General features: G+C 63.5%; 17 protein-coding genes. 6 read left to right on the top strand and 11 right to left on the bottom strand.

Annotation, left to right across the window (positions count from 1 at the left end; genetic code table 11):
• Nucleotides 1–29: 29 nt before the first annotated feature.
• Nucleotides 30–1610 carry a quinohemoprotein amine dehydrogenase subunit alpha gene (gene peaA, locus DK261_RS01825; RefSeq protein ID WP_110175248.1) on the bottom strand — a complete coding sequence of 527 codons (1581 nt, stop codon included), beginning with the start codon at nt 1608–1610 and terminating at the stop codon, nt 30–32.
• Between the two features lie 740 nt (nt 1611–2350).
• On the bottom strand, nt 2351–3508 hold the full coding sequence (locus tag DK261_RS01815) for a polymorphic toxin type 44 domain-containing protein (RefSeq protein ID WP_110175211.1): 1158 nt from the start codon (nt 3506–3508) through the stop codon (nt 2351–2353).
• A 188-nt stretch (nt 3509–3696) separates the two neighbouring features.
• Here DK261_RS01815 and DK261_RS01810 point away from each other — a divergent pair, with 188 nt between their 5' ends.
• The 3 genes from DK261_RS01810 to DK261_RS01800 all read left to right on the top strand — a co-directional run bounded on the left by DK261_RS01810 (nt 3697) and on the right by DK261_RS01800 (nt 6697).
• A complete protein-coding gene (locus DK261_RS01810) occupies nt 3697–4362 on the top strand; it encodes an HAD family phosphatase (RefSeq protein WP_023970460.1) in 666 nt (221 codons plus the stop codon).
• A gap of 128 nt (nt 4363–4490) precedes the next feature.
• The gene (locus tag DK261_RS01805) at nt 4491–4895 is read left to right on the top strand and encodes a DUF1090 family protein (RefSeq protein WP_009050020.1); all 405 of its coding nucleotides are present in this window, start codon (nt 4491–4493) and stop codon (nt 4893–4895) included.
• Between the two features lie 236 nt (nt 4896–5131).
• The gene (locus DK261_RS01800) at nt 5132–6697 is read left to right on the top strand and encodes a PAS domain-containing methyl-accepting chemotaxis protein (RefSeq protein WP_009050021.1); all 1566 of its coding nucleotides are present in this window, start codon (nt 5132–5134) and stop codon (nt 6695–6697) included.
• Nucleotides 6698–6854: 157 nt separating this feature from the next.
• On the opposite strand, the gene DK261_RS01795 is transcribed toward DK261_RS01800, so the two are convergent.
• Nucleotides 6855–7244: an MliC family protein gene (locus DK261_RS01795; RefSeq protein WP_009050022.1), complete on the bottom strand. Its 390-nt coding sequence runs from the start codon at nt 7242–7244 to the stop codon at nt 6855–6857.
• A gap of 233 nt (nt 7245–7477) precedes the next feature.
• Here DK261_RS01795 and DK261_RS01790 point away from each other — a divergent pair, with 233 nt between their 5' ends.
• Together DK261_RS01790 and DK261_RS01785 are read left to right on the top strand one after the other, a co-directional pair.
• On the top strand, nt 7478–8968 hold the full coding sequence (locus DK261_RS01790) for an aldehyde dehydrogenase (RefSeq protein WP_110175210.1): 1491 nt from the start codon (nt 7478–7480) through the stop codon (nt 8966–8968).
• 229 nt (nt 8969–9197) lie between these two features.
• On the top strand, nt 9198–11099 hold the full coding sequence (locus DK261_RS01785; protein ID WP_110175209.1) for an amidohydrolase: 1902 nt from the start codon (nt 9198–9200) through the stop codon (nt 11097–11099).
• Between the two features lie 225 nt (nt 11100–11324).
• Here DK261_RS01785 and DK261_RS01780 read toward each other — a convergent pair whose 3' ends face one another.
• The 7 genes from DK261_RS01780 to DK261_RS01750 all read right to left on the bottom strand — a co-directional run bounded on the left by DK261_RS01780 (nt 11325) and on the right by DK261_RS01750 (nt 19645).
• Entirely contained in the window at nt 11325–12632 is a 1308-nt protein-coding gene (locus DK261_RS01780) for an NAD(P)/FAD-dependent oxidoreductase (protein ID WP_009050025.1), read from the bottom strand.
• Nucleotides 12629–13306 carry a S8 family serine peptidase gene (locus DK261_RS01775; RefSeq protein WP_009050026.1) on the bottom strand — a complete coding sequence of 226 codons (678 nt, stop codon included), beginning with the start codon at nt 13304–13306 and terminating at the stop codon, nt 12629–12631. Before DK261_RS01775 ends, DK261_RS01780 begins: the two co-directional genes overlap by 4 nt.
• Nucleotides 13296–15014: an ABC transporter ATP-binding protein gene (locus DK261_RS01770; protein ID WP_016702424.1), complete on the bottom strand. Its 1719-nt coding sequence runs from the start codon at nt 15012–15014 to the stop codon at nt 13296–13298. Before DK261_RS01770 ends, DK261_RS01775 begins: the two co-directional genes overlap by 11 nt.
• Nucleotides 15014–16930 (bottom strand): sigma-54-dependent Fis family transcriptional regulator, encoded by a 1917-nt coding sequence (locus DK261_RS01765; RefSeq protein ID WP_110175208.1) that lies wholly within the window; start codon nt 16928–16930, stop codon nt 15014–15016. The genes DK261_RS01770 and DK261_RS01765 overlap by 1 nt, the downstream gene beginning before the upstream one ends.
• Nucleotides 16931–17378: 448 nt before the next feature.
• Nucleotides 17379–17765 (bottom strand): hypothetical protein, encoded by a 387-nt coding sequence (locus DK261_RS01760; protein ID WP_110175207.1) that lies wholly within the window; start codon nt 17763–17765, stop codon nt 17379–17381.
• Between the two features lie 21 nt (nt 17766–17786).
• Nucleotides 17787–18173 carry a hypothetical protein gene (locus DK261_RS01755; RefSeq protein ID WP_016702427.1) on the bottom strand — a complete coding sequence of 129 codons (387 nt, stop codon included), beginning with the start codon at nt 18171–18173 and terminating at the stop codon, nt 17787–17789.
• Nucleotides 18170–19645, bottom strand: coding sequence for a hypothetical protein (locus DK261_RS01750; RefSeq protein WP_110175206.1), 1476 nt, complete (start codon nt 19643–19645; stop codon nt 18170–18172). Before DK261_RS01750 ends, DK261_RS01755 begins: the two co-directional genes overlap by 4 nt.
• A 422-nt stretch (nt 19646–20067) precedes the next feature.
• On the opposite strand from DK261_RS01750, the gene DK261_RS01745 reads away from it, so the two are divergent.
• Nucleotides 20068–20346 carry a hypothetical protein gene (locus DK261_RS01745; RefSeq protein WP_038633999.1) on the top strand — a complete coding sequence of 93 codons (279 nt, stop codon included), beginning with the start codon at nt 20068–20070 and terminating at the stop codon, nt 20344–20346.
• 183 nt (nt 20347–20529) lie between these two features.
• On the opposite strand, the gene DK261_RS01740 is transcribed toward DK261_RS01745, so the two are convergent.
• Complete coding sequence (locus tag DK261_RS01740; RefSeq protein ID WP_110175205.1) at nt 20530–21225, bottom strand: outer membrane protein; 696 nt, start codon at nt 21223–21225, stop codon at nt 20530–20532.
• Nucleotides 21226–21255 lie beyond the last annotated feature (30 nt).

The following is a 21255-nucleotide window of genomic DNA, read 5'->3' as shown; positions in this document are numbered from 1 at the left end:
AAAGGGTGTCTCAAGTCACGGACCGCGCCTCAAGGGATGGGTGGATTGTTCCAGCGTTGCACGGTGACGATCAGGTGGCCTGCGCCGGTCAGGGATTTCCCTGCGTCGTCGACGGCGGCGATCACCTTGAGGTTGCCGGCGTTGTTGGTGGACATCTTGCGCTGCGGGTTGGGCCCGGCATCGCCTGGAATGAACACGCCGCTGTCGGACTGCATCTGGCCTGCGAACTTGACGTCCTCGTCTTCCTTGGCCCGCTCGTCGAAGGCTTCGACCTTCCACTGCGCCGGGAACACGCCGATGCGGTACGGCTTGCCATCGGCGCCCTTGCCCCAGGCTTCGGCATCGAAGCGGCCCTGGACCTTGGGCGTCGAGCCACCGCCCTCGCCGATACGCGCCACCGAGAACTCAGGCACGACTTTGACTTCGGCGATCGTGCTGTAGACCGACAGCGTCGGGCCTTTCAGCGTGCCGACGGTGACGTTGCGCAGGCCCGGCTGGGCATTGGCAGCCGCCTTGAGTTTGAGCTTGATCCGCTGCGGGCTCTGCTCGAGGACTTCGAGCACTTCCACGCCTCTGCCAAAGTTCGGCTTGCCGGTGAGACCGCTGCCGATCAGGCTGACTTCGGTTTCACCGCCAGCCTTCAGGTAACCCGGTTGCACCGCCAGCAAACGACTGCTGCCCTGCTTGGCGGCGACGAAGTCCAGGCCGCGTTCGTCGTGCTCGGCCTCGAACATCCGGCCCTGCAATTCATTGCCTTTGGCAGCGAACACCTGGCGCATGCTCACGCCGTCGATGCTGACATTGCCGCGCCATTCGTAGCCGCTGTAGAGGATCGCGCTGCCCTCGCCGTTGAACGGACTGCCGTCGGCGTACTGGCCCTTGACGCTGACCTTGAAGGTGTCATTGCCATCGGCGCTGACGCTCATCCCCCCGGCCAGTTCGCCCTTGCCCGGCAGGTGGCCGCTGAAGCTCCAGTCGCCTGCCAGGGTCTCGGCCTTGGGTGCGCTGCCCAGCCATTTTGTCCAGGCCGGGTTGTCCAGCGGATACCGCTTGGCCAGCAGCGGCACCATCTCCTTGCGCGCCAGGTCGAACCAGTCGCGGTCGCGGGACAGCGCCTGGTACTCCAGGGACGGCCATTGGCCGAGGTGGAAGTTCACCAGGCGTTCCCACTCCTGGGCCGGACGCCGTTGCAAGGCGACCCGCGCACCGGAGTGGCAGCGGCCGCACATCTGGCTGGTCTGCTCGTCGAACTTCTCCACCGTATTCAGGCGCCGCTCCAGGGCGTAACGCACGCCGTCGGTTTCGCTCGGCGCCAGGCCCTGGGTGTCGGCCAGGTATTTGACCAGGGTGCGGCGGTCGTCGTCGCTGATCTGCAAGCCATGCATGATCTGCATGCGGGCGATGCTCATCAGCCAGCCTTCCGGGGTCTTGCGCTGGTGGCTGATGCGGCTCAGGCCGCCCCCCGTTTCCGGGGTATGGCAGCCCTGGCAGGTCTCCTTGAGGATGGCCTGGGCATCGCGCGCCGCGAGGCTGGGAGGGGAATGCAAGGCGGCGCAGACCGCCAGCGCCAGCAGGCCGCTGGACATGCCTGCTCGGAGTGTTCTCTTGATCAAGGTCGGACCTCCACGGAGCTTTTTATTAGGAGCTTTATTATTGTTGTGCGTCGTTTTTATGGTTTCTGCCATGCCCGTCGCGCCGGGCATGGAGGCAAGAGAAACGGCTGAGGTGAGCAATACACGGAGCGTGCCAGCTTACAAATGATGTGTTTTATCAAGGGCTTGCTGGAGTTCCAGGACACACCTCCCAGGCAATCGCCGGCCGTCCGCGTTTAATTTCGCGACAACTGTTCCACTCTGAGACGAGACCCGCCTGTGCCTGCAAGAGCAGAGGGATCTTGAGAGCTAAGCATAAGAAGGGAGAGATGGATGGCGGGGATGAATGCAGATGGAGTCAGGGTTTCGCGGTGTCCGTGATGCATTGCTTCAAACGATCCGTATCCGTGCCACTTCCTGGACGGGTATCAATATTGCCGTCCACATCAAGGTAGATACGAGTGGTGGGCCACTTAGGGGTGATATTGACGCAATGGTTACGGATCTTGTCCCCCCACCAGTAAAACTCCATAAAGAAGTTCTCATTGGGGAATATGTGGCCAAAATCCAACGTAACCTCCCCAGGGTACAAACCGCCGCGCCCGCCCCTATATATTCTGTGCTGTGTATTCCAGACACTCCCAAGCTTTTCCTTCGCTTCCTTGGGGTAGTAGACAATTACTGTAGGGGTAGCGACATAGCAGAACACCAAGGGGGAAAGTAGCAAGAGAAGAAGAACAGCGAAGATTCGCCCGTATCTAATGGGTTTCACATTTGTGCTCACTTGCAGCATCCCCCCATTCCTCCGGTGTAACTGCAAGTACTTCGTCCATGATCATTTTCGCTGTAACGCTCCCGTTGGGATGTTGCTTGTAAAGCTTCATGCCAATGCTAATCGAAATGCGGTCCGGAGCATCATCCCATGCCCTCAGCCCGTCAACATCAGGTGAACGATGCGGCCCGGGAAATCGTCTTTGGCTGGGAGGCTCTGTCATCAACTCTTTAACCTTTCGCACCGAGTCCGAGATGATCTGCTCGGCACCGGCACCATCCAGGAGTGCATTCTCAGAAAGCCCTCCGGCACTGCCTACATATCCGTAATGGATGTTCGACCAAATATCATAGAAATAATCATAGCCCCCCTGTTTGTGCCGAGGCTTTCCGCCAAATAGCCTCAACAGCTTCGGCTTGTGATCCCAAGGCCGGTCCTGCCCCACTCGCTCAGTCCAGATAGCAAAAGCCTTGGCCTTTTTTCCAAGCGCCAAGTTGTAGAAATCTGGGCCTTGACCGAATCGCATGTAAAAAGGCAGGGCTGCGTACTTTCTTGTTTCCTCTACCGGGTCAAAACTGTTCAAGGCTTTCATAAGCAGAACTGACGGATGCTTGATATTGGCATTCATCTCGCCAGCAATGTAGTTCGCCAGTTCTTCCATCATATCGGGGTCATTACAAACGGCAGGCCCTGCAGTTTGACCTGATTGTTTGGGGGCCGCGCTTGGATCAACCAAGGCCCTGGCAGCGGTTGCCTTCGCGATCAGGTTCGGGTCAGCCAACAAGGTCGCCATCTTTTCATCATCCACTGAGCCATCCGCGCGAAATGCCCCAAGCATGGCAAAGTTGATGATGGCAGCATCAGGGGCCGGTCCTAAGACAAAGCCGCCGAAGGTGTCTGTTGATCCGGTAATGATCGTTCCACCGTGGCTGGTAGGGCTGCCTAAGTGAGCCATGGGACGACCATTCAAAAGGATGGAAGGAAATCCCGTGGTGATAACCGCACCGCAACCACAAACATCACCCACGCGGGCCGCACCCATGGAATTGATGTTGATATCGGCGCAAGCCGAAGCGATCGGGGTGGTGCCATGACCGGGGAGTGGGCAGACATGTTTGTCGCCCAGGCGAGCAGCGGAAAGCATTTATCACCTCAGGTAGCGATCCATGAAAACAGCCGACCTGATAGTCAGCGCTGTGACGCTATCAACGACCGCCGCTCACGGCGTTAGGAGCATTCTGAATCGCCCCAAGAAATGGCTGACCCTCCTCGGCAGCTGCTACGATGCCTGGCTTAACCGCTTCAGCCCCCGGCCCTGACAGGAATCGCGCCATGCTCAATGCCCTGCTTTTCGATCTCGACGGCACCCTGACCGACACCGACCAATTGCACCTGCTGGCGTTGCAGCAGTTGTTGCTGGAGGAAGATGGCCGGGTGTTCACCCATCAAGAGTTCGAGGCCCATGTCAGTGGCCAGGCCAACGCCAATATGTGCCGCTACCTGTTCCCGCAGCGCTCGGTGGCCGAGCACGAGGCCTTTGCCGACCGCAAGGAGGCGCGCTTTCGCCAGTTGTCGCCGCAGCTGACGCCGATGCCGGGCCTGTTGCGCCTGCTGGATTTCGCCCGGGAACGCGGCATCGGCATGTGCGTGGTGACCAATGCGCCACGGGCCAACGCCGAGCACATGCTGGCCGTGCTGGGGCTGGGCGATCGCTTCGACACCGTGCTGGTGGCCGAGGAGCTGCCGCGGGCCAAGCCCGACCCGCTGCCCTACCTCACCGGCCTGGAGTGCCTGGGTGCCAGCGCCGAGGCCGGGATTGCCTTCGAGGACTCGATCCCCGGCCTGACCGCCGCGGTCGGGGCCGGGATCTTCACCGTCGGCCTGGCCACCAGCCAGAGCCCCGAGGCCCTGCTGGCCGCCGGTGCGCATCTGGTGGTCGAGGACTTCAACGACCCGCAATTGTGGGCGGTGATCGAGCGGATGCTCGGCTCGCGCTGAGACGGCGCCCAACGGTCTGATGGGAAAACTCAGAAATAACCCAAGGCTTTTTCAGTTGTGTCTGATGGTCCGACGTGCATTGGCTCTTGAAGATAGCGCCCCGCACGCCTGTCGTATCAAGGACCTTCATGAACGCCCTCACCTCCCTCACCCTGCTGGCCCTGCTTGGCCTTGCAGCCAGCACGGGCCACGCCCAGGAAGACCCCGAACCGGCCCCGCCGGAAGCCACCAGCAGTTGCCTGACCCGCGGCGAGGCCATCAAGAGCAGCCTGGAAAAACTCCTGCCCGACCCCGCGTACCGCCAACTGGCCGGCCTGCAACGGGCGCTGGATCCCCTCAGCCGCTATTGCGACGGCCTGCACTTCGAGCACAACCCGCCCCTGCGCCAGGCCGAGTACCAGGTGATATTGCGCCAGATGGAACTCGACGCCGCGCAGCGTTATGGCGACCCGAGCATCATCGACAAGCGCAAGGCGCGGCTCACCCACGCCCTGCAAGTCCTGCAATACGCCCTCGGCGCCCACGACAGCTGAAGCGGGCTTCCTGCCCGTTGCGCTTCGTCAGCGGCTCGCTCCGGCGAGCCCGGGCTGCTTTGGCGCCAGATTTTTCCCAACGGATTCAACGACCTGCAAAACCCGCTCGGGAGTATTCAGAATTCCTCGCAGATGGGAATGCAACTAATTGTTATGCAAGGAATTTTCTAAAATTTCTCTAAGATTGTTCTGAATTGTGCCGATGGATTTTGTAGGACAAAAGGAGCAATCTGGAAATGAGAAACAATCAGCCCGTTACACAACGCGAAGTGGCTCTGGGGTCGAACCAGAAACTCATCTCCACCACCGATGCCCATGGCGTCATCAGCTACTGCAACGATGCCTTCGTGGACATCAGCGGTTTCGACCGCGATGACCTGATCGGCGCTCCACAAAACATCGTCCGTCACCCCGATGTCCCCCCCGCGGTTTTTGCCCATATGTGGGCAGCGCTGAAACAGGGCCAGCCGTGGATGGGCATCGTCAAGAACCGCTCGAAGAACGGCGACCATTACTGGGTCAACGCCTACGTCACGCCAATTTTCGAGGGCAGCCGGATCGTCGGCTACGAGTCGGTCCGGGTCAAACCCAGCGCCGAACAGATCCGTCGCGCGCAAGACCTCTACCAGCGCCTCAACCGCCAGCAGCCGGCCATCCCCCGCCGACATCGCTGGCAACCGGCCCTGCTCGGCTGGGCGCCCTTCCTGGCCACGGGCCTGGCCGGTGGCCTGAGCGGCCTCTGGCTGGCGCCGCCTTTGGCGCTGGCGGTGGCCGCCGGGGTCTCCGTGCCCCTGGCGCTGCTGGCGATGCAGCGCCAGAACCATGCTGCCCGGCGCCTGCTGCAACTGGCCGACTCGTCCACCTGCGACCCGTTGATCGCGCAGATGTACAGCGACGCCCACGGCCCCCAGGCGTGCCTGGAAACCGCCTTCGTCAGTCAGGACGCGCGGCTGAAAACCTGCCTCACCCGCCTGCAGGACAGCGCCGAGCAGCTCAATGCCCTGGCCAGCCGCTCCGACACCCTGGCCAGCGACAGCTCCCGCGGCCTGGACCGCCAGCGACTGGAAACCGAGCAGGTGTCCGCCGCCGTCAACCAGATGGCCGCCACCACCCAGGAAGTGGCCAGCCATGTGCAGCGCACCGCTGACGCCACCCAGGCCGCCAACCAGTTGACCGGGCGTGGGCGCGAAGTGGCCCGCGATACCCGCGAAGCCATCGAACGCCTGTCCCAGGTGGTCGGCGAGACCGGGCAGAACGTCGCGCAACTGGCCAGGGACAGCGACGAGATCGGCACCGTGGTCGATGTGATCAAGGGCATCGCCGACCAGACCAACCTGCTGGCACTCAACGCCGCCATCGAAGCGGCCCGCGCCGGTGACATGGGCCGCGGTTTCGCCGTGGTGGCCGACGAGGTGCGCCAGCTGGCCCAGCGCACCGCGCAATCGACCCAGCAGATCCATGAGCTGATCACCCAGTTGCAGAACTCTTCGCAAAACGCCGTGCAGAGCATGGAAAGCGGCCAGCGCCAGGCCGAGGAAGGCGTGGCCCGGGTGCTGGAAGCCGACCAGGCGCTGCTGGGCATCAGCGAGGCAGTGGCCAACATCACCGACATGACCACCCAGATCGCCGCCGCCACCGAGGAGCAGAGCGCCGTCGCCGAGGAAATCAGCCGCAATATCAGCACCATTGCGCAACTGGCCGACCAGACCTCGGAACAGGCCCATCACTCGGCCGAACTGAGCAAGGAACTGACCCAGACCGCCACCACCCAGTACTCGCTGGTGGAGCGGTTCAACCGCTAGGTCAGCGGCGCTTGTGCCGATCTATCGCGAGCAAGCTCGCTCCTACGGATAATGCGCAACCCCTGTAGGAGCGAGCTTGCTCGCGATGACGGATGGAGGAACAACGCAACAGCCTGGGCCTTCGCCGGCCGGACAAGCGAGACTGCGACTGAGGGCGTTATTGCTCCTCGGCCTTCTGCTCCTTGCAGTCCTTGAGCAGCTGCTGTTCCTTGGCGGTGTGGTCGGCTTCCAGGAAGCTCAACAGGCCGCTGTCACCCTTGGTGTGCCAGCGGTAGCTGTTCTGCTCGTCGTCGGCGACATACAGCGCGCCGGAGCCTGAGCGGGCGATATGCATCGGTATCAGCTGGCCCTTGTAATACAGGGTGGCGAACGAGGCGCCGTTATCGATGTTCAGGTACGCCGCCTGCACCTCTACCCCACCTTCGCAGCGGTAGCTGGCCAGGCTGCTCTGGTACGCCGGCAGTTCCGGCTCGGCCGGGGTCGTCGCGGCCTGGGCAAAGAATGGAGCCAGCAACACGGCGGTTCCCAGGATCGTTGAAATCTTCACTGCACATCTCCTTGTTCAATGCTCCTTTTATAACGAGCCCCTTTACGACGAATTCGCGGCGGGTAAGTTCAGGCCGGACTTGTCTCAAGGCATTCGCAAATTGCGACAGCCTGTATCCGGCGCCCTTCCGCCTCCGCAAATAAACCCGATTAAAATCATCGACTTAAGCGCCAGCCAAAACTGGCACAGGGGTTGCGAAAGCCCTCGCCTCACGCATAACAAGAGGTTCTGTCATGGCTATTGCAACCCTGCTTCCCGCCACCACCGCGTTTATCCAGCGCGCGCCGCGCATGCTGATCGGCGCCGAATGGGTCGAGGCCGGCGACGGCCAGACCATGCCCCTGCGCAACCCGGCCACGGGCGAGCAACTGTGCGTGGTGCCGCGGGCCACGGTGGACGATGTCGACCGCGCGGTGCTGGCTGCGCGCCAGGCCTTCGACGACTCGCCCTGGAGCCGCACCCGCCCGCGGGAACGGCAGAACCTGCTGTGGAAACTCGCCGACCTGATGCAGCGCGACGCCGAGCTGCTGGCGCAACTGGAATGCCTGAACAACGGCAAGAGCGCCGCGGTGGCCCAGGTCATGGACGTGCAACTGGCCATCGACTTCCTGCGCTACATGGCCGGCTGGGCGACCAAGATCGAAGGCAGCAGCGTCGAGGTCTCAGTGCCGTTGATGCCCGACCAGCAGTTCCACAGTTTCATCCGCCGCGAGGCGGTGGGCGTGGTCGGCGCCATCGTCGCCTGGAACTTCCCGCTGCTGCTGGCCTGCTGGAAGCTCGGCCCGGCCCTGGCCACCGGCTGCACGGTGGTGCTCAAGCCGGCCGACGAAACCCCGCTGACCGCGCTGAAACTCGCCGAGCTGGTGCAGGAAGCCGGCTACCCCGACGGCGTGCTCAACGTGGTCACCGGCACCGGCATCACCGCAGGCGCCGCCCTGACCCATAACCCACGGGTGGACAAGCTGACCTTCACCGGCTCCACCGCGGTGGGCAAGGAAATCGGCAAGATCGCCATGGACTCCATGACCCGAGTCACCCTGGAACTGGGCGGCAAGTCGCCGACCATCGTCATGGCCGACGCCGACCTGGGCAGCGCCGCGGCCGGCGCCGCCAGCGCGATCTTCTTCAACCAGGGCCAGGTCTGCTGCGCCGGCTCCCGGCTGTATGTGCAGCGCAAGCACTTCGACAAGGTGGTGGCCGATATCGCTGGCATCGCCAATGCCATGAAGCTCGGCAGCGGCCTGGACGCCAGCGTCGACATGGGCCCGCTGATCTCCGCCCGGCAGCAGGAACGGGTCTGGCGCTACATCGAAATGGGCCGGGAAAGCGGCGCCACCATCGCCTGTGGCGGCGAGCAGTTCGGCCCCGGTTATTTCGTCAAGCCGACGGTGATCGTCGACGTCGACCAGCAGCATTCGCTGGTGCAGGAAGAGATCTTCGGCCCGGTGCTGGTGGCCATTCCTTTCGACGACGAAGCCGATGCCCTGCGCATGGCCAACGACAGCCCCTACGGCCTGGGCGCGAGCATCTGGTCCAACGACCTGGCGGCGGTGCACCGGATGATCCCGCGGATCAAGTCCGGCTCGGTCTGGGTCAACTGCCACAGCGCCCTCGACCCGGCGCTGCCGTTCGGTGGCTACAAGATGTCCGGCGTGGGCCGGGAAATGGGTTACGCGGCGATCGAGCATTACACCGAGCTGAAATCGGTGTTGATCAAACTCTGACCCGCGCTAGCCCTAGCGCCCCGCACTCGCGCAGGCGCTCCTCAACCGCGGCGCCGGGGTCTGCCCGGCGCCTCCCGACGACTGGTCCAGGGTCGCCGACCCGCTGCCCGGTCCGCGCCCCGAACGGCTGCTACGCTCAGCCCGAGCTGGCTCGATAGCTGCCCTGCGAGCCTGGCTCAGCCACCTTCGCCCCACACCTCATCACCACCGAAAACCCGAGGAAAGCATCATGGGATCAAATGGAAATGATCACGACTGGGTCCAATGCGGATGCCACAACCCCATCTGGAACGCTCTGAAGGACACCCTCGACCCGGCCAGCCATAGCGCCAACCAACCACAGGACGCCAATGAACTGGCCAGGGAACCGGCCGGCGAGTCCATCATCTTTACCAACGGCACCATCTACCCCTTGCGCGACGGCAACATGGACGAACGGGTCGAGGCCCTGGGCATCCACGCCGGCGACGTGGTCGCCTCCGGCACCCTGGCCGCCGTCGAAGCCCGCATGAACGCCCTGGGTATCACCTACAAGAAGCAGTCCCTGAACGGCAGGACCCTGTTGCCCGGCCTGATCGAACCCCACGCCCATATCGTGCAGAGCTGCGCCACGGAAGGCTGGCTGAACCTGGGGGCCATCGATAGCGACAACCCGGATGAGCACAAGAACCAGCGGCTACGGCCCACCTATGACTGGAACTGGTTGAAAAGCACCATCCAGGCCAACCTGCCCAAGGACAACTCGACCTGGATCCTCGGCCATCAGGTCGATCCGGCGCTGATGCCGTTCCAGGTCGTCCCCCACGGCCTGAACAGACTCATCACCTTTCACTGTGGCTCCGGCGACGACATCGGCAACCTGGACACCATCGACAAGCAGCACCCGATGCTGCTGATCAGCGCGTCCATGCACACCGCCTACCTGAACACCGCGGCGAGCGACGCGGTGTTCGAGAAGACCGGTGTTAGGGCCGACAACGGAGTCCTGCAGGAAGCCGAGGTGCTGGCCGCCATCAAGAGCATTCCCCTCCGGCAGCAGCTGGAAATACTGAATATCTTCAAGCACCTCGAGGACTACTTCGACAAGGCTGCGCGCCGCGGCATCACCCTGCTCTACGACGCGATGATGGACTCCCAGTCGAAGCTGGTACTGGGCGCCTACTTCCTGACCCGCCCCCGCAAGCTGCGGATCGGCTACGCCGCCGCCTGCGATGGCACGCCCGAGGCCATCGGCAAGCTGCCGCGCTACCAGCCGGTCAGCCGGGAACAGGCCAAGCGCTTCTATCAGGGCGCGGTCAAGCTGGTGTCCGATGGTTCCAACCAGGGGCTGACGGGGTATCAGGCGCAGCCTTACTGCTGCGAAGCGACGCGGCCGCTGGGCAATTTCAATTTCTGCGACCAGGACCACACCCCGGTCACCACACCCGATGCCTACAAGACTGTGGTGCGCAATGCCGTCGAAACCGGCTGGCCGCTGATGATCCACGCCAACGGCGACCGGGCCATCGACTTCACCCTGCAAGCCTATGAGGCGGCCTTGCAGGGCGGCAGCGCCCTGGAAAAACGCCACCGCATCGAGCACTGCTCGCTGCTGACCGCCGACACCCTGCAGGCCATGCAGCGCCTGGGCCTGTCGCCGAGCTTCCTGATCGGTCATGTCGGCTACTGGGGTTACGCCTTCAAACAGGCGATCTTCGAAGGCAAGGCCGAACAGATGCTCGACCTGTGCCAGTCGGCCCTGGACCACAACCTGAAAGTGACCCTGCACAGCGACTGCTCGGTAACGCCGCTGGGGCCGCTGCGTTCCATGGAACAGGCGGTGACCCGCAAGATGGAAGGCATTCGCGATGCCCAGGGGCGGTTCGTCCACGACCCAAGGCTGCAACCGATCCTCAATGAAGCCGAATGCCTGACGCGCAAGCAGGCCCTGAAAGCCATCACCTATGACGCGGCCTGGCAGTGCCACGCCGAGGGTTGGACCGGGTCCTTGCAGGACGGCCATTTCGCGGACCTGGTGATTCTCGAGCAAGACCCGCTCGACGAAAAAGTGCCGGCCACCCACATCAGGGACATCAAGGTCTGCGAAACCTGGAAAGGCGGCCACCGGGTGTACGTCAATCCCGATAGCTGATCGTTAGCTGTCGCAAGCCGGGCAGCGGGATCTGGATGGCCGCTGCGCGGTTCGCGGGCAAGCCTCGCTCCTACAGGGTTGCCTCATCTTCTGTAGGAGCGAGGCTTGCCCGCGATCAATCGCCCAGGCACCACATATCCGCTGATCGATCGCCCGGGCCTTTTACGACAGGTGCGCCGCCGATCGCAGCCTGCGGCAGCGGCTACAAAAGCCGCCCCCGTCACTTCAAGGCTTGTAGCCCTGCCCCAGCAACCAGCCACGCACGGCCCTGTCCTGCTCCGCGCTCAACCCCGCCAGCAGCTGTTGCGCCGGTTCGTTGGGCAAGCGGCGCAACAGCGGCGCCAGCTCCACCCCCTGCACATGCCAGATGCCCAGCGGCTGGTCCGGGGTGATCACCACCTCGGCTTCATCCACCAGGCCCTCGCGCAATACCGGGGCGCGCTCGATGCGCAGGGCGGAAAAGTCCGCCACGGCGTGCGCCGGTTCGCGGTCCGGCCATTGCCGGCGGGCCTGCCAGAACGGCTGCTCGGCCCAGCGCTGCTCGTCGGCGTAGAAATCGCGGCCGATGCGGGCGAAGCGCAGGAACAGTTGCTCCACCCGCCGGGCATGGAAGCGCTGCGCCAGGGCCGCGCGTTCGGGCCGTTGCAGCAGCGTGTTGATCACCGCCGGCGCCTGCAATGCCGAGGATAGCGACTGGAAGATACCGTTGCCCGACAGCGGGTCCACGGCCATGGCCGCGTCGCCCACGCGAATCCAGTTGGCGCCACACACCTGCGAGCAGAGAATCGCCGTGCTGCTGCGCGCGTGCAGTTGCAAATCAAGCTCCGGCCCATCAGCGAAAAACTCCCGCACCAAGGCCGAACCCCGGCGCCGCTGACGGCAGTAATCCAGCAGTTGCGCCTTGCCCGGTAACTCGGCGCTGGCCACGTCCACTGTCAGTTGCCAGTAACACTGGCCATCGGCCTGGCGCGCCATCCAGGCCCAGCCGTCCTCAAGGCTGTGCACGGCGCTGGCGGTGGCGCCCGGCGCGCCCTGCCAACGGTTGAGCAGGCTGAGCGTTTCCGGGCCCCGCAGGCCTTTGCCCAGTTCTTTACTCAAGGCAGGCGCCTGGCGCCCGCGGGCCTCCACCAGAAAATCCGTTAGCCGCTCGGCCTGCCCCTCGATCCGTACCCGATGCCCGCTCGCCGTCGACTGCACCTCCAGCACCCGGCCTTCGATCAACTCGACCCCGGCCTCGCGCAGATCCTCGCGCAAACCGCGATCGAAGCGCGGGCGATCCAGCAGGTATTCGACGTTCTGCGCATGGCTCTGGCCGTTCCATGCCACCTGACGCTGGGACGCCTGCAACCCTGCCTCCAGCGCCCGCCCCAGGCCGGCGCCACGCAGGGCTTCGAGCACCCGCAGCGACACCCCTTCGAGCGCCGGGAAACGCCGCCACTCGCTGACCAGCGCCACCGCGTAGCCCAGCCGTCGCAAGCCCAGGGCCACCGCGGCGCCAGCCGGACCGGCGCCGAGAATCAGCAGCGGCCTCATGACCAGCCGCGCCGTTCGGGGCCGTGATAGCGGGCATGGGTCTGCAGCCACTGGACCACCTGCGGGTTGTCGGCGTCGTGGTGTTCGCCGAGGTAACGGGCGATATGCCCGCTCAAGGCCGCGCAGCCCAGGCTGGCGCCGGACTGGCCGGGATGGCTGCCTTGCACGCAGGCGGCGAAATCCGCCTGCTGGCTGTCGAGCCACGACCATTCGCCGGGGGTGCAACGGGCATCGCCGGTCACCCGCAGCACGCCCGGGTAGCGGGCCGGGAATACGCCTTCGCCCTGGGCCGGGCTCGATGCGCACAACAGCACGCCGCGGGCCAGGGCAGCGGCGCAGGCTTCGCGCAACAGGCTGCGGTCCTGGCGCAGCCCCAGGCTGAGGTTGATCAGCCGCACCCGCTGGCTCACCAGCCAGTCCAGGGCGCTGGCGATCTGCAGGGCGCTGGTCACCCCGCGCTGGTCGAACACCTGGGCCACGCAGAAACGCGCCTTGGGCGCCCGCTCGCGGATCGCCTCGATGATCGCGCTGCCGTGGCCGAGGGGGTCCTCGCGCAAGTCGCCCTCGCCCACCCCGTCCTCCACCAGATAGAAGCGCCGCCCAGCCACCACCTGCGGGCGTTGCCCGGCCGTATGCCCGCTGTCGACCACGCCGATCCGCAGCTCAGGCTTCATGGGGCACCTTCACCGACTGCAACACGCCGTCCACCAGCTCGAAGCGCAGGTCGGCGTCGGCCAGGGTCGAGGGCCGGTGGCTGATCAGGATCCGCGTGCGCCCGGCGAACAGCCGGTCGATGGCCTCGATCACTTCGCGCTCGGTGCTTTCGTCCACCGCCGAGGTGGCTTCGTCCAGCACCAGGATCAGCGGGTCCTGAAGCAGCGCGCGGGCAATCGCGATCCGTTGTTTCTGCCCGCCGGACAGCTGCTGACCGCGCTCGCCCAACGGGCTGTCGAGGCCTTCGGGCAGCGACTCGATCAGGCTGTCCAGTTGCGCCAGCCGCGCCACCTCGGCCACCGCCGCGCGCGGTGCGTCGGGCACGCTGTAGGCCAGGTTGTCGGCCAGGCTCCCGCGGAACAGCACGATGTCCTGGCTGACCACGGCGATGCGCCGGCGCAGCTCGAACAGGTCGAGCTGGCGCAGGTCGACGCCGTCCAGCAGCACCTGCCCGGACTGCGGGTCGTGGTGGCGTTGCAGCAGGTCGATCAGGGTCGACTTGCCGACCCCGGAGCCGCCGCCCAGGGCCACCTTCAGGCCATAGGGAATGCGCGCCTCGATACCGCGCAGGGTGCTCGGCCGCCCCGGGTGGCTGAAATGCACGTCGCGGAAATACAGCTCGCCGCCGCTGGGCATCGGCAGCGGTTGGGCCGGCGTGGTCACGCTCGGTTGTTCGCCGCGCAATTCCATGACCCGGCCCAGGCTGACGGTCATGCGCTGGATTGCCACGTACAGCCCCAGCAGGCTCTGCACCGGCCCCACGGCCATGCCCAGGTAAGTGGAAAAGGCGATCAGCGCGCCCAGTTGCCAGGTGCCCTGCACCACCCAATAACCACCGATCAAAAACGCACAGGCCCGCGACAGCGAAGTCAGGGTGCCGGGCACCGCCTGGGTGAAAAACTCGCTGACCTGCAGGCGCAGCAACTGGCTCATGTAGCCCTGGCCCAGGCGCTCCAGGCGCCGGGCTTCGCGCTGCTGCTGGCCGGCGCTCTGGATGAACTTCATCACCGGCAGGGTCTCGACCATGAACGACGACATGTCCGCCGAACGCTCGCGCAGTTGCCGCACGTCGCGCTCGACCTTGCGCCGCATCCAGCGCAGCCAGAGCAGGTCCAGGGGAATCAGCAACAACGCCAGCAACGACAGCTGCCAGGACAGGGTCACCAGCATTGCCAAGGCCACCAGCAGGCCGATCACGCTGGACACCGCGGAGAACAGCGAGTCGACGGCAAACCGTTGGATCTCCGCCACGTCGCCATCGAGCCGCGACATCAGGTCGCCGATCCGCCGCTGCCCGTAGAAGCCCGGCGACAGGCGCTGCAAATGGCGGTACAGGTCGTCGCGCAGGGCGAACAGAATCCGCCCCGACAGGCGCGTGTGCAGGTAGCGGTTGATGCCCGACAGCGCGGTGCCCAGCAGCCCGGCGAGGATCATCAGCCCGGCGATCCACACCAGCATCGGGAAATTGCGCGCCAGCAGGCCGTCGTCGATCAGCAGCTTGGTCAGCCACGGCTGCACCAGCACCAGCAGCGAGGCGCACACCGACAGCGCCAGCAGCCCGGCGATGGCCAGGCGCTGCGGGCGGACAAACCCATACAGCCAGCGCAAGGCGGCTTGCAGGGCCGCGGGGTCGGGGCTGTCCACCAGCCGGCTGAGCAGGCGCGACATCAACTGCGCAACTGCTTGAGCTTGCGGTACAGGGTGGCGCGGCTGATGCCCAGGGCATCGGCGGCGGCGGAAACATTGCCCTGGTGACTGTCCAGCGCCTGGCGGATCAGCTCCAGCTGGTTCTCGCGGATGCTGCCGGTGGCCGGCCGCTCGCTGGCGTTGAGATCGTCGAGCATGCTGTCGGGCAGATGGTCGAGGCCCAGGGCCGCTTCGCCCTCCTCGCGCATCGCCAGGGCGGTGCGCAGGACCATCTCCAGCTGGCGGATATTGCCCGGCCAGTGATAGCCGGCCAGCAGCTGGCGCAGGTCTTCGGCCAGGGCCACCCCGGGGCTGCCAAGCTTGGCCAGCAGGACCTCCAGCAGCGCGTCGAAGTCCTCGCGTTCGCGCAGCGCCGGGAGCATCACGCTGATGCCGTTGACCCGGTAGAACAGGTCCTCGCGGAACTGCTTGTCGGCCACCTGCTGCTTGAGGTCGCGGTGGGTGGCGCAGATCAGCGCGATGTCGATGTCCTGCTCTTCGCCGGCGCCCAGCGGCGCCACCTTGCGGTCCTGCAACACCCGCAGCAGGCGCGCCTGCAAGGCCAGCGGCATATCGCCGATTTCATCGAGGAACAGGGTACCGCCGTGGGCCTGTTGCAGGCGGCCGATCATGCCGCCACGGCGCGAACCGGTGAAGGCGCCCTCGCGATAACCGAACAGCTCCGACTCGATCAGGCCCTCGGGGATCGCCGCGCAGTTCACCGCGATAAAGGGCTTGTCGGCGCGGCTGCCGGCCAGGTGCAGGGCGCGGGCAACGACCTCCTTGCCAGTGCCGGTTTCCCCCAGCAGCAACACCGGCAAGGCATTGGCCAGGCCCTGGCGGGCCATGCGCAGGGCGCGGGCATAACGGCTGTTGCTGCCGGCCAGATTGTCGAGTTGTGGGTCGAGTTGCGGATGGCTCGGGGCGTTTTTCGGCGTGCTGCGCGGCACGCTGCTGACAGTGATCGAGCGTTGCGGCGCGCGCAGGGTTTTGTAGAAAAACTCGCCCTTGGCGGTCTGCAGGCTGCCGATGCCGCCCTGTTGCAGGCGCGCCAGCAATTGCAGGCCGTCGACGCCGAGAAACTCCTCGCAGCGCCGGCCGACCAGGGCCGCGCGCGAGGCATTGAGCAACTGGCAGGCCTGGGTGCTGACCGCGAGGATCTGCCCGCCCAGGCTCAGGGCCAGCAGGCCTTGCCAGGGAGATTCCAGGTACTGCCGACGACTGTGGAAGGCCAGGACGATCTGCTCCGGATAGGAGGCGTTGAACACCCGGCTCTCGATCTGGCTGACCGCCATGGCCAGCAGCGCCGAGCTGTCCTGGAAGCGTCCCAGCGGACCTTCGCGGGTCAGGTCGAGCACGCCGAGGATCTCGCCCTGGGGGCAATGGATGGGCACCGAGGTGCAGGAAAAATGGCTCAGGCGATCCAGGTAATGTTCGCCGCAGTCGATCAGGGTGGTGCGTGCTTCCACCAGCGCCGTGCCCAGGGCATTGGTGCCGCGGGTGGCTTCGCTCCAACAGGCGCCGAGGGTGATGTCCTGCACACCGCTGCCCTTGAGCCGGTCGGCGCGGCCTTCGATCGACAGAATGGTGGCGTCGGCATTGGCCAGGATGATCAGGCCGTCCTGGCCCTGGCGCTCGGCCAGGTAGTCGATGGCGGGGATCGCCGCGTCGAGCAGCAGGCGATTGCTCGCCAGCAGCACCTCGAGGCTGGCGCCGGATTCCAGGGTCAGTTCCGGCTGGCCATTGAAGTGCACGCCATGGCTGAGGCTGCGCCGCCATGAGGCATCGATTTCCGCACGCAATACGCCATCGGGGACTTCGCCTTCCAGATGGAGTTTTTTCCGGGCCAGTCCGGCCTTGTGCTGCAGCTCGCCCGTTGTTGTTCTTATAAGAGTCATCAAGCGCTCCGAATCGGTCCGCCCGGCCCTCCCCGGTCCATTCCCTTGGATTGCGAGGAGCACGCAAGCCAAGGCCAATGTCTACACCCGGTTCAGATGGCAGTAAAGGGAAGTTTGGCCCGTGGCCAGCCTTGCCTTTAAGAAGCAAAACCTGCGCCACGGAACAAACCGCGCCAGGGCATCTTGACGTTAACGTAAAGCGGATAGCAAGTGCCGTATGGCGCAAAGGAGACGCCTGCGTCATCGCCCATCGCGGGCCATCGAGCGTCGCCCGGCCGCTCCTACAGATGCCGGTGTCTCTGTAGGAGCGAGGCTTGCCCACGAAGCGATTTCACAACCACAGCAATCAGAACTTCCAGGCTGAGGCTACGGATGCATTCGCCGAGACAGGTACACCTGTACAGGTCACTGCCACTTTGCTTTGCAGACAGCCCGAAGTACGCATGTTTTATTCGTGCCAACCCACAACTTTGCCAATGCCCCATAGCAGAAAAGCAAAGCCCAGAAGCCCGATTACGCTCCACTGCAGCCATGCCAACTTCCGTTTAAATGGCAGGGGAAAATGGTTTAAGTCCTCAGCGCTCAACGCCCCTCTTTTGAGATAAAAACCGGGAAACGTCACGATCCCGGAGATACCCCCAATCAGCAAAAGCTTCCCCCAGGGGCCGCCGTGTCTTAACGGAGCGCGGGCCATGATGGCTGAACAGTTTTTCAGATGGTCCAAGAGTTCATCCAGCTTGGTATAAGCCATGTGCAACGCGACACCGATCCAGACAAATGCACCGAGAATCACGACTCCACCCAGGTAGCCGAAAACGATCTCAGGGGTATTCATTGGCAGCTCTCGTAAATGACCTCAAACAACACCCAGCTTGACCACCGCCGCAAGGCCCGTCATGACCACTATCAGCCCTAGCGCACTCCACTGCAGCACGACCAACTTGCGCTTAAGCGCCGCAGGAAACCCAAGCAAATCCTCAGCGCTGACCCAGCCACGCTTAAGGTAAAAATTGGGGAAAGTCACAAAACCGGAAATGCTCCCGACCAGAATCAATTTCCCCCACGGACCGCCGTGCCTGAGCGTGGTCAACGTGCTAAGCACAGCACTGTTTTTCAGATGCTCCAACATCAAATCCATCTTGGTGTAGGCCATGTGCAAGCAGATACCAAGCACAATAAATATCCCCGCAAAATCGACGATTCCAACCACCAAAAAAATTTTGTCTGCCGTATTCAGGCTCATTTAACCGCCTCATAAACTTTCTCGGCCATTGCTTCCCCGGCAGAGTTACCAACAATACCAGCCGTAAAAGAAGCGCCTCCTACAACCACGACACCACAAGCCAACGAGGCTAAGCCCGCAGTTGGAACACCCAGCGCGACGCACAGTGTTCCGACAATGGGAGTCGTTAAAAAGGCTCCGGAGATGACACCTCCTGCAACCCCACCGACAAAGCTACCGGTCTCGGTAAATCTGACTTTCTCGCACGCATCGGTATTACCCGCTGCACACACATCTTGAACCTTCATATAAGAAGCTCCACCGCCAAGAGCCGTGCCGATCCAGCCGCCATACTTGACGACTTTAGCCGCCTTGGCCACTCCCTCGATGTGCGTGGCATAACCGGGAATCTGCTCCGCGGCCCCGGCCTTGGTCCAGCGGTGAACCAGACTGCGGCTGGAGATCCCCAGGGCACTTTTCAAGTTCGGATGATCGGGGAAGCCAATGCCTTTTCGGGTCATGGAGGTGAGTCGGGTATTGAGTTGCGCCAGCAGCTTTTTGCGTTCGGCAAAGAACTCCGGCGACCGCAGGTGGCCCTCTTTCTGGAACGTGCGTTGATGCAACGCTTCGATATCACGCAGTGTGGTTTTGACGTCTTCCAGGTTCTTGGCAAACATCGCTTCACCGATGCCGATAGCCGTTGAACCCTGGGCCAGAAAGTTTTCGATTTCGTCTCGGTGCCTGGCCATGAAGTTCGCTTCTTCCGCGCTGAGCGGTTTGAGTGCGTCATTGGTCTTGGCCGCGGCCTCCATCAGCAACCCTTCTTCGCGGGTACATTGCAGGTTATCGGGATCGCTGAGCAGGATCATCGAGCCCGCTTTGACGTCACTCAAGTCGGGATTCAGCGCCTCAAACTTGCTCATCACGGCTGGGTTGCGAGCAGTGAACAGCACGGACTCAAGCTGTTCACGGCTCATGCTTTCAGGCACGACGTAAAAGCCCGGCTCCTGCGGTTGAGGTCTTACGACAGGTTCGGCATCAGGCAACGCAGGCTTGGTTCTTTCTTGCACGCGATGATCCAGGGAGCCCGCCGCCCAGCCCTTTCCAGTGATGTGTGAATACTTGCCGAACGTGTCACCGCTCAAAGGGCTGAAAGGGTCATTCGAGACCAGCAGCCAATCGCCCTTTTCTACGCTCGCCAGGATTTCGCGCAGATCATCGTTCGATAGATGGCCGCGCGAACTGCCGTAGGCATAAAGCAAATCATCCAGCCCATCGATTCTGTTGCCGTAATGTCCGAGGGCCTGCTGAACCTCGAACCGGGCAAAAAATGGCAACTCGATTTTGTTGAAACCAATTCCTTCACGCTCGCGATCTTGCCGACGAATAAGGCGCAACCCCATACACCCTCCTCCCTGATAAACGATGCGTCCAAACAAGCCGTTGAACGCGGCGGATCTATTGATAAGGCGGGGGATGGTGCTGGCCGTCATCTGTCGGCTCAAGGGAACAGAGCACTTGAACAGGGTAAAACCGTGTATTTCAGGAGAGTCCTACAAGCGTGCCTGTACTTGTCTGACACTGGAGCCGGATCAAGGTCTGAGATGGCGTATTGGTCGCCTACTCTGTTGTTACGTTCAGTCATTGAGTCGGGGCTTGCACTCATGAAAGAGCGTCATTACTCTGCGCCGGTCGCTGCCAAATCAGCGACCGGGTGTAGGAGCCCGAGTATCACACCGTGCACAAGCGCCCAGCTTTTTCTGGGTGTTTTTTGCTGCCCTGTGTTTATGGCGGCTGTGCGCGGGCACGCTTCGGCGTGGCCGGCCGTGTGTCCGGTCTCCTACCCCGCGTACAGCTGCCACCCAGCTTGTAGGAGGGTTGGGTGGTCGCCCACTTAACACACGGAGCTACATCAATGAACGGATATATCCCGCTTCACAGCACTGCCACCGAGCATCCTGTCCTGCTGATCGATTCCAACGCCTCGCTGGTGGACTTGCTGGCCTGCGCCGACCGGCGCGTTCGCGCCATTCACAAACTGATGAACAGCCTGTCTTGCATGACCGCGCGTACCGCGGATGAAAGTGATTTGTTCCAGATCGCCGATATCGCCTCGCTGCTGCTGAGCGATGGAGTGGCGTTGCTGGATGTTGCCCAGGGTAAGGCGATGCAAGGGCCGTCTCTAAGCGCTTAAGCTTCCCCTCCCGACGTCCTCTGCGACAGCCTGTTGCAGGCACTAAAAAAGCCCCTGGATCTTTTGATTCAGGGGCTTTGGTGTGAGTGGTGTGCATCGGCGACGCGTTATCGTTGGCGTTTATTGTGGGCGAGGCCGATCCCGCCCCGCCCGGGATGGATAAAACGTCCCCCCCCTGTCGACCTAGAACGCCCAGCGCATACCCAGCACGACCTCGCTGGAGACCAGGTTGGCCTTCATCTTCTCGTCCTGCAGGCCGCGGGCATTGGGGAAGTTGTTCCAGCCACTTTCGGTGTCGCCCATGTCGATGTAGCGATAGCCGAGGTCCAGGGCCAGGCGATCGGTCACGTCGTAGGCAACGCCGGCACCGAGGGACCAGGCCAGGTTGGTCTGGGTCGCGGAGCCGTACTGGCGCGACTCGTTACCCTGCCAGCCCTTCGATTCGAGCTGGGCCAGGCCCAGCCCGGCGGAACCGTAGACCGACAGCTTCTCGGTCACCCGGAAGTCCCGATAGGCGTTGAGCATCACGCGCCTGGACTCGATGTGGTGCTCGTTGAGGCTGGTGGGGAAAGTGGTCGAGCCGCTGGTGAACGTGTCCTTCTGCGGCAGGGACAACTCGCCCTCCACGCGCCAGCCATTGCCGAACCGGTAACCGACGCCGATCGAGCCCGTCATGTCCTTCTGGCTGTCGTCGCCGGACACGAACGCGCCAATACCGGGACGTGCGCTGGAATCCATATTGCGGGCTTTGCGCTCGGCGCTGATCACCCGGGCGACCCCGTAGTAGCCCTCCTCTTCGGCCGGAGCGGCCAGGGCCAATGAGCTGTAGGCCACAGGGGCGAGCAGCAGTGCGACGGAGATTTTTGTAAGCGTTTTCATGCCTGGTTGTGTCTCTTGTCGTTTAAATGA

This window comes from Pseudomonas sp. RW409, assembly GCF_003184125.1.
GTDB classification, from domain to species: domain Bacteria; phylum Pseudomonadota; class Gammaproteobacteria; order Pseudomonadales; family Pseudomonadaceae; genus Aquipseudomonas; species Aquipseudomonas chlororaphis_I.
This window is presented reverse-complemented; position numbering and strand designations above follow the sequence as displayed.

What these genes read in the sequence shown, in the direction of transcription:
- DK261_RS01755 (WP_016702427.1), bottom strand. Translation starts at nt 18,173, where the DNA reads ATGAGCCTGAATACGGCAGACAAAATTTTTTTGGTGGTTGGAATCGTC.
- DK261_RS01810 (WP_023970460.1), top strand. Translation starts at nt 3,697, where the DNA reads ATGCTCAATGCCCTGCTTTTCGATCTCGACGGCACCCTGACCGACACC.
- DK261_RS01770 (WP_016702424.1), bottom strand. Translation starts at nt 15,014, where the DNA reads ATGTCGCGCCTGCTCAGCCGGCTGGTGGACAGCCCCGACCCCGCGGCC.
- DK261_RS01815 (WP_110175211.1), bottom strand. Translation starts at nt 3,508, where the DNA reads ATGCTTTCCGCTGCTCGCCTGGGCGACAAACATGTCTGCCCACTCCCC.
- DK261_RS01760 (WP_110175207.1), bottom strand. Translation starts at nt 17,765, where the DNA reads ATGAATACCCCTGAGATCGTTTTCGGCTACCTGGGTGGAGTCGTGATT.
- DK261_RS01785 (WP_110175209.1), top strand. Translation starts at nt 9,198, where the DNA reads ATGGGATCAAATGGAAATGATCACGACTGGGTCCAATGCGGATGCCAC.
- DK261_RS01740 (WP_110175205.1), bottom strand. Translation starts at nt 21,225, where the DNA reads ATGAAAACGCTTACAAAAATCTCCGTCGCACTGCTGCTCGCCCCTGTG.
- DK261_RS01780 (WP_009050025.1), bottom strand. Translation starts at nt 12,632, where the DNA reads ATGAGGCCGCTGCTGATTCTCGGCGCCGGTCCGGCTGGCGCCGCGGTG.
- DK261_RS01765 (WP_110175208.1), bottom strand. Translation starts at nt 16,930, where the DNA reads ATGACTCTTATAAGAACAACAACGGGCGAGCTGCAGCACAAGGCCGGA.
- DK261_RS01805 (WP_009050020.1), top strand. Translation starts at nt 4,491, where the DNA reads ATGAACGCCCTCACCTCCCTCACCCTGCTGGCCCTGCTTGGCCTTGCA.
- DK261_RS01775 (WP_009050026.1), bottom strand. Translation starts at nt 13,306, where the DNA reads ATGAAGCCTGAGCTGCGGATCGGCGTGGTCGACAGCGGGCATACGGCC.
- DK261_RS01800 (WP_009050021.1), top strand. Translation starts at nt 5,132, where the DNA reads ATGAGAAACAATCAGCCCGTTACACAACGCGAAGTGGCTCTGGGGTCG.
- DK261_RS01745 (WP_038633999.1), top strand. Translation starts at nt 20,068, where the DNA reads ATGAACGGATATATCCCGCTTCACAGCACTGCCACCGAGCATCCTGTC.
- DK261_RS01790 (WP_110175210.1), top strand. Translation starts at nt 7,478, where the DNA reads ATGGCTATTGCAACCCTGCTTCCCGCCACCACCGCGTTTATCCAGCGC.
- DK261_RS01750 (WP_110175206.1), bottom strand. Translation starts at nt 19,645, where the DNA reads ATGACGGCCAGCACCATCCCCCGCCTTATCAATAGATCCGCCGCGTTC.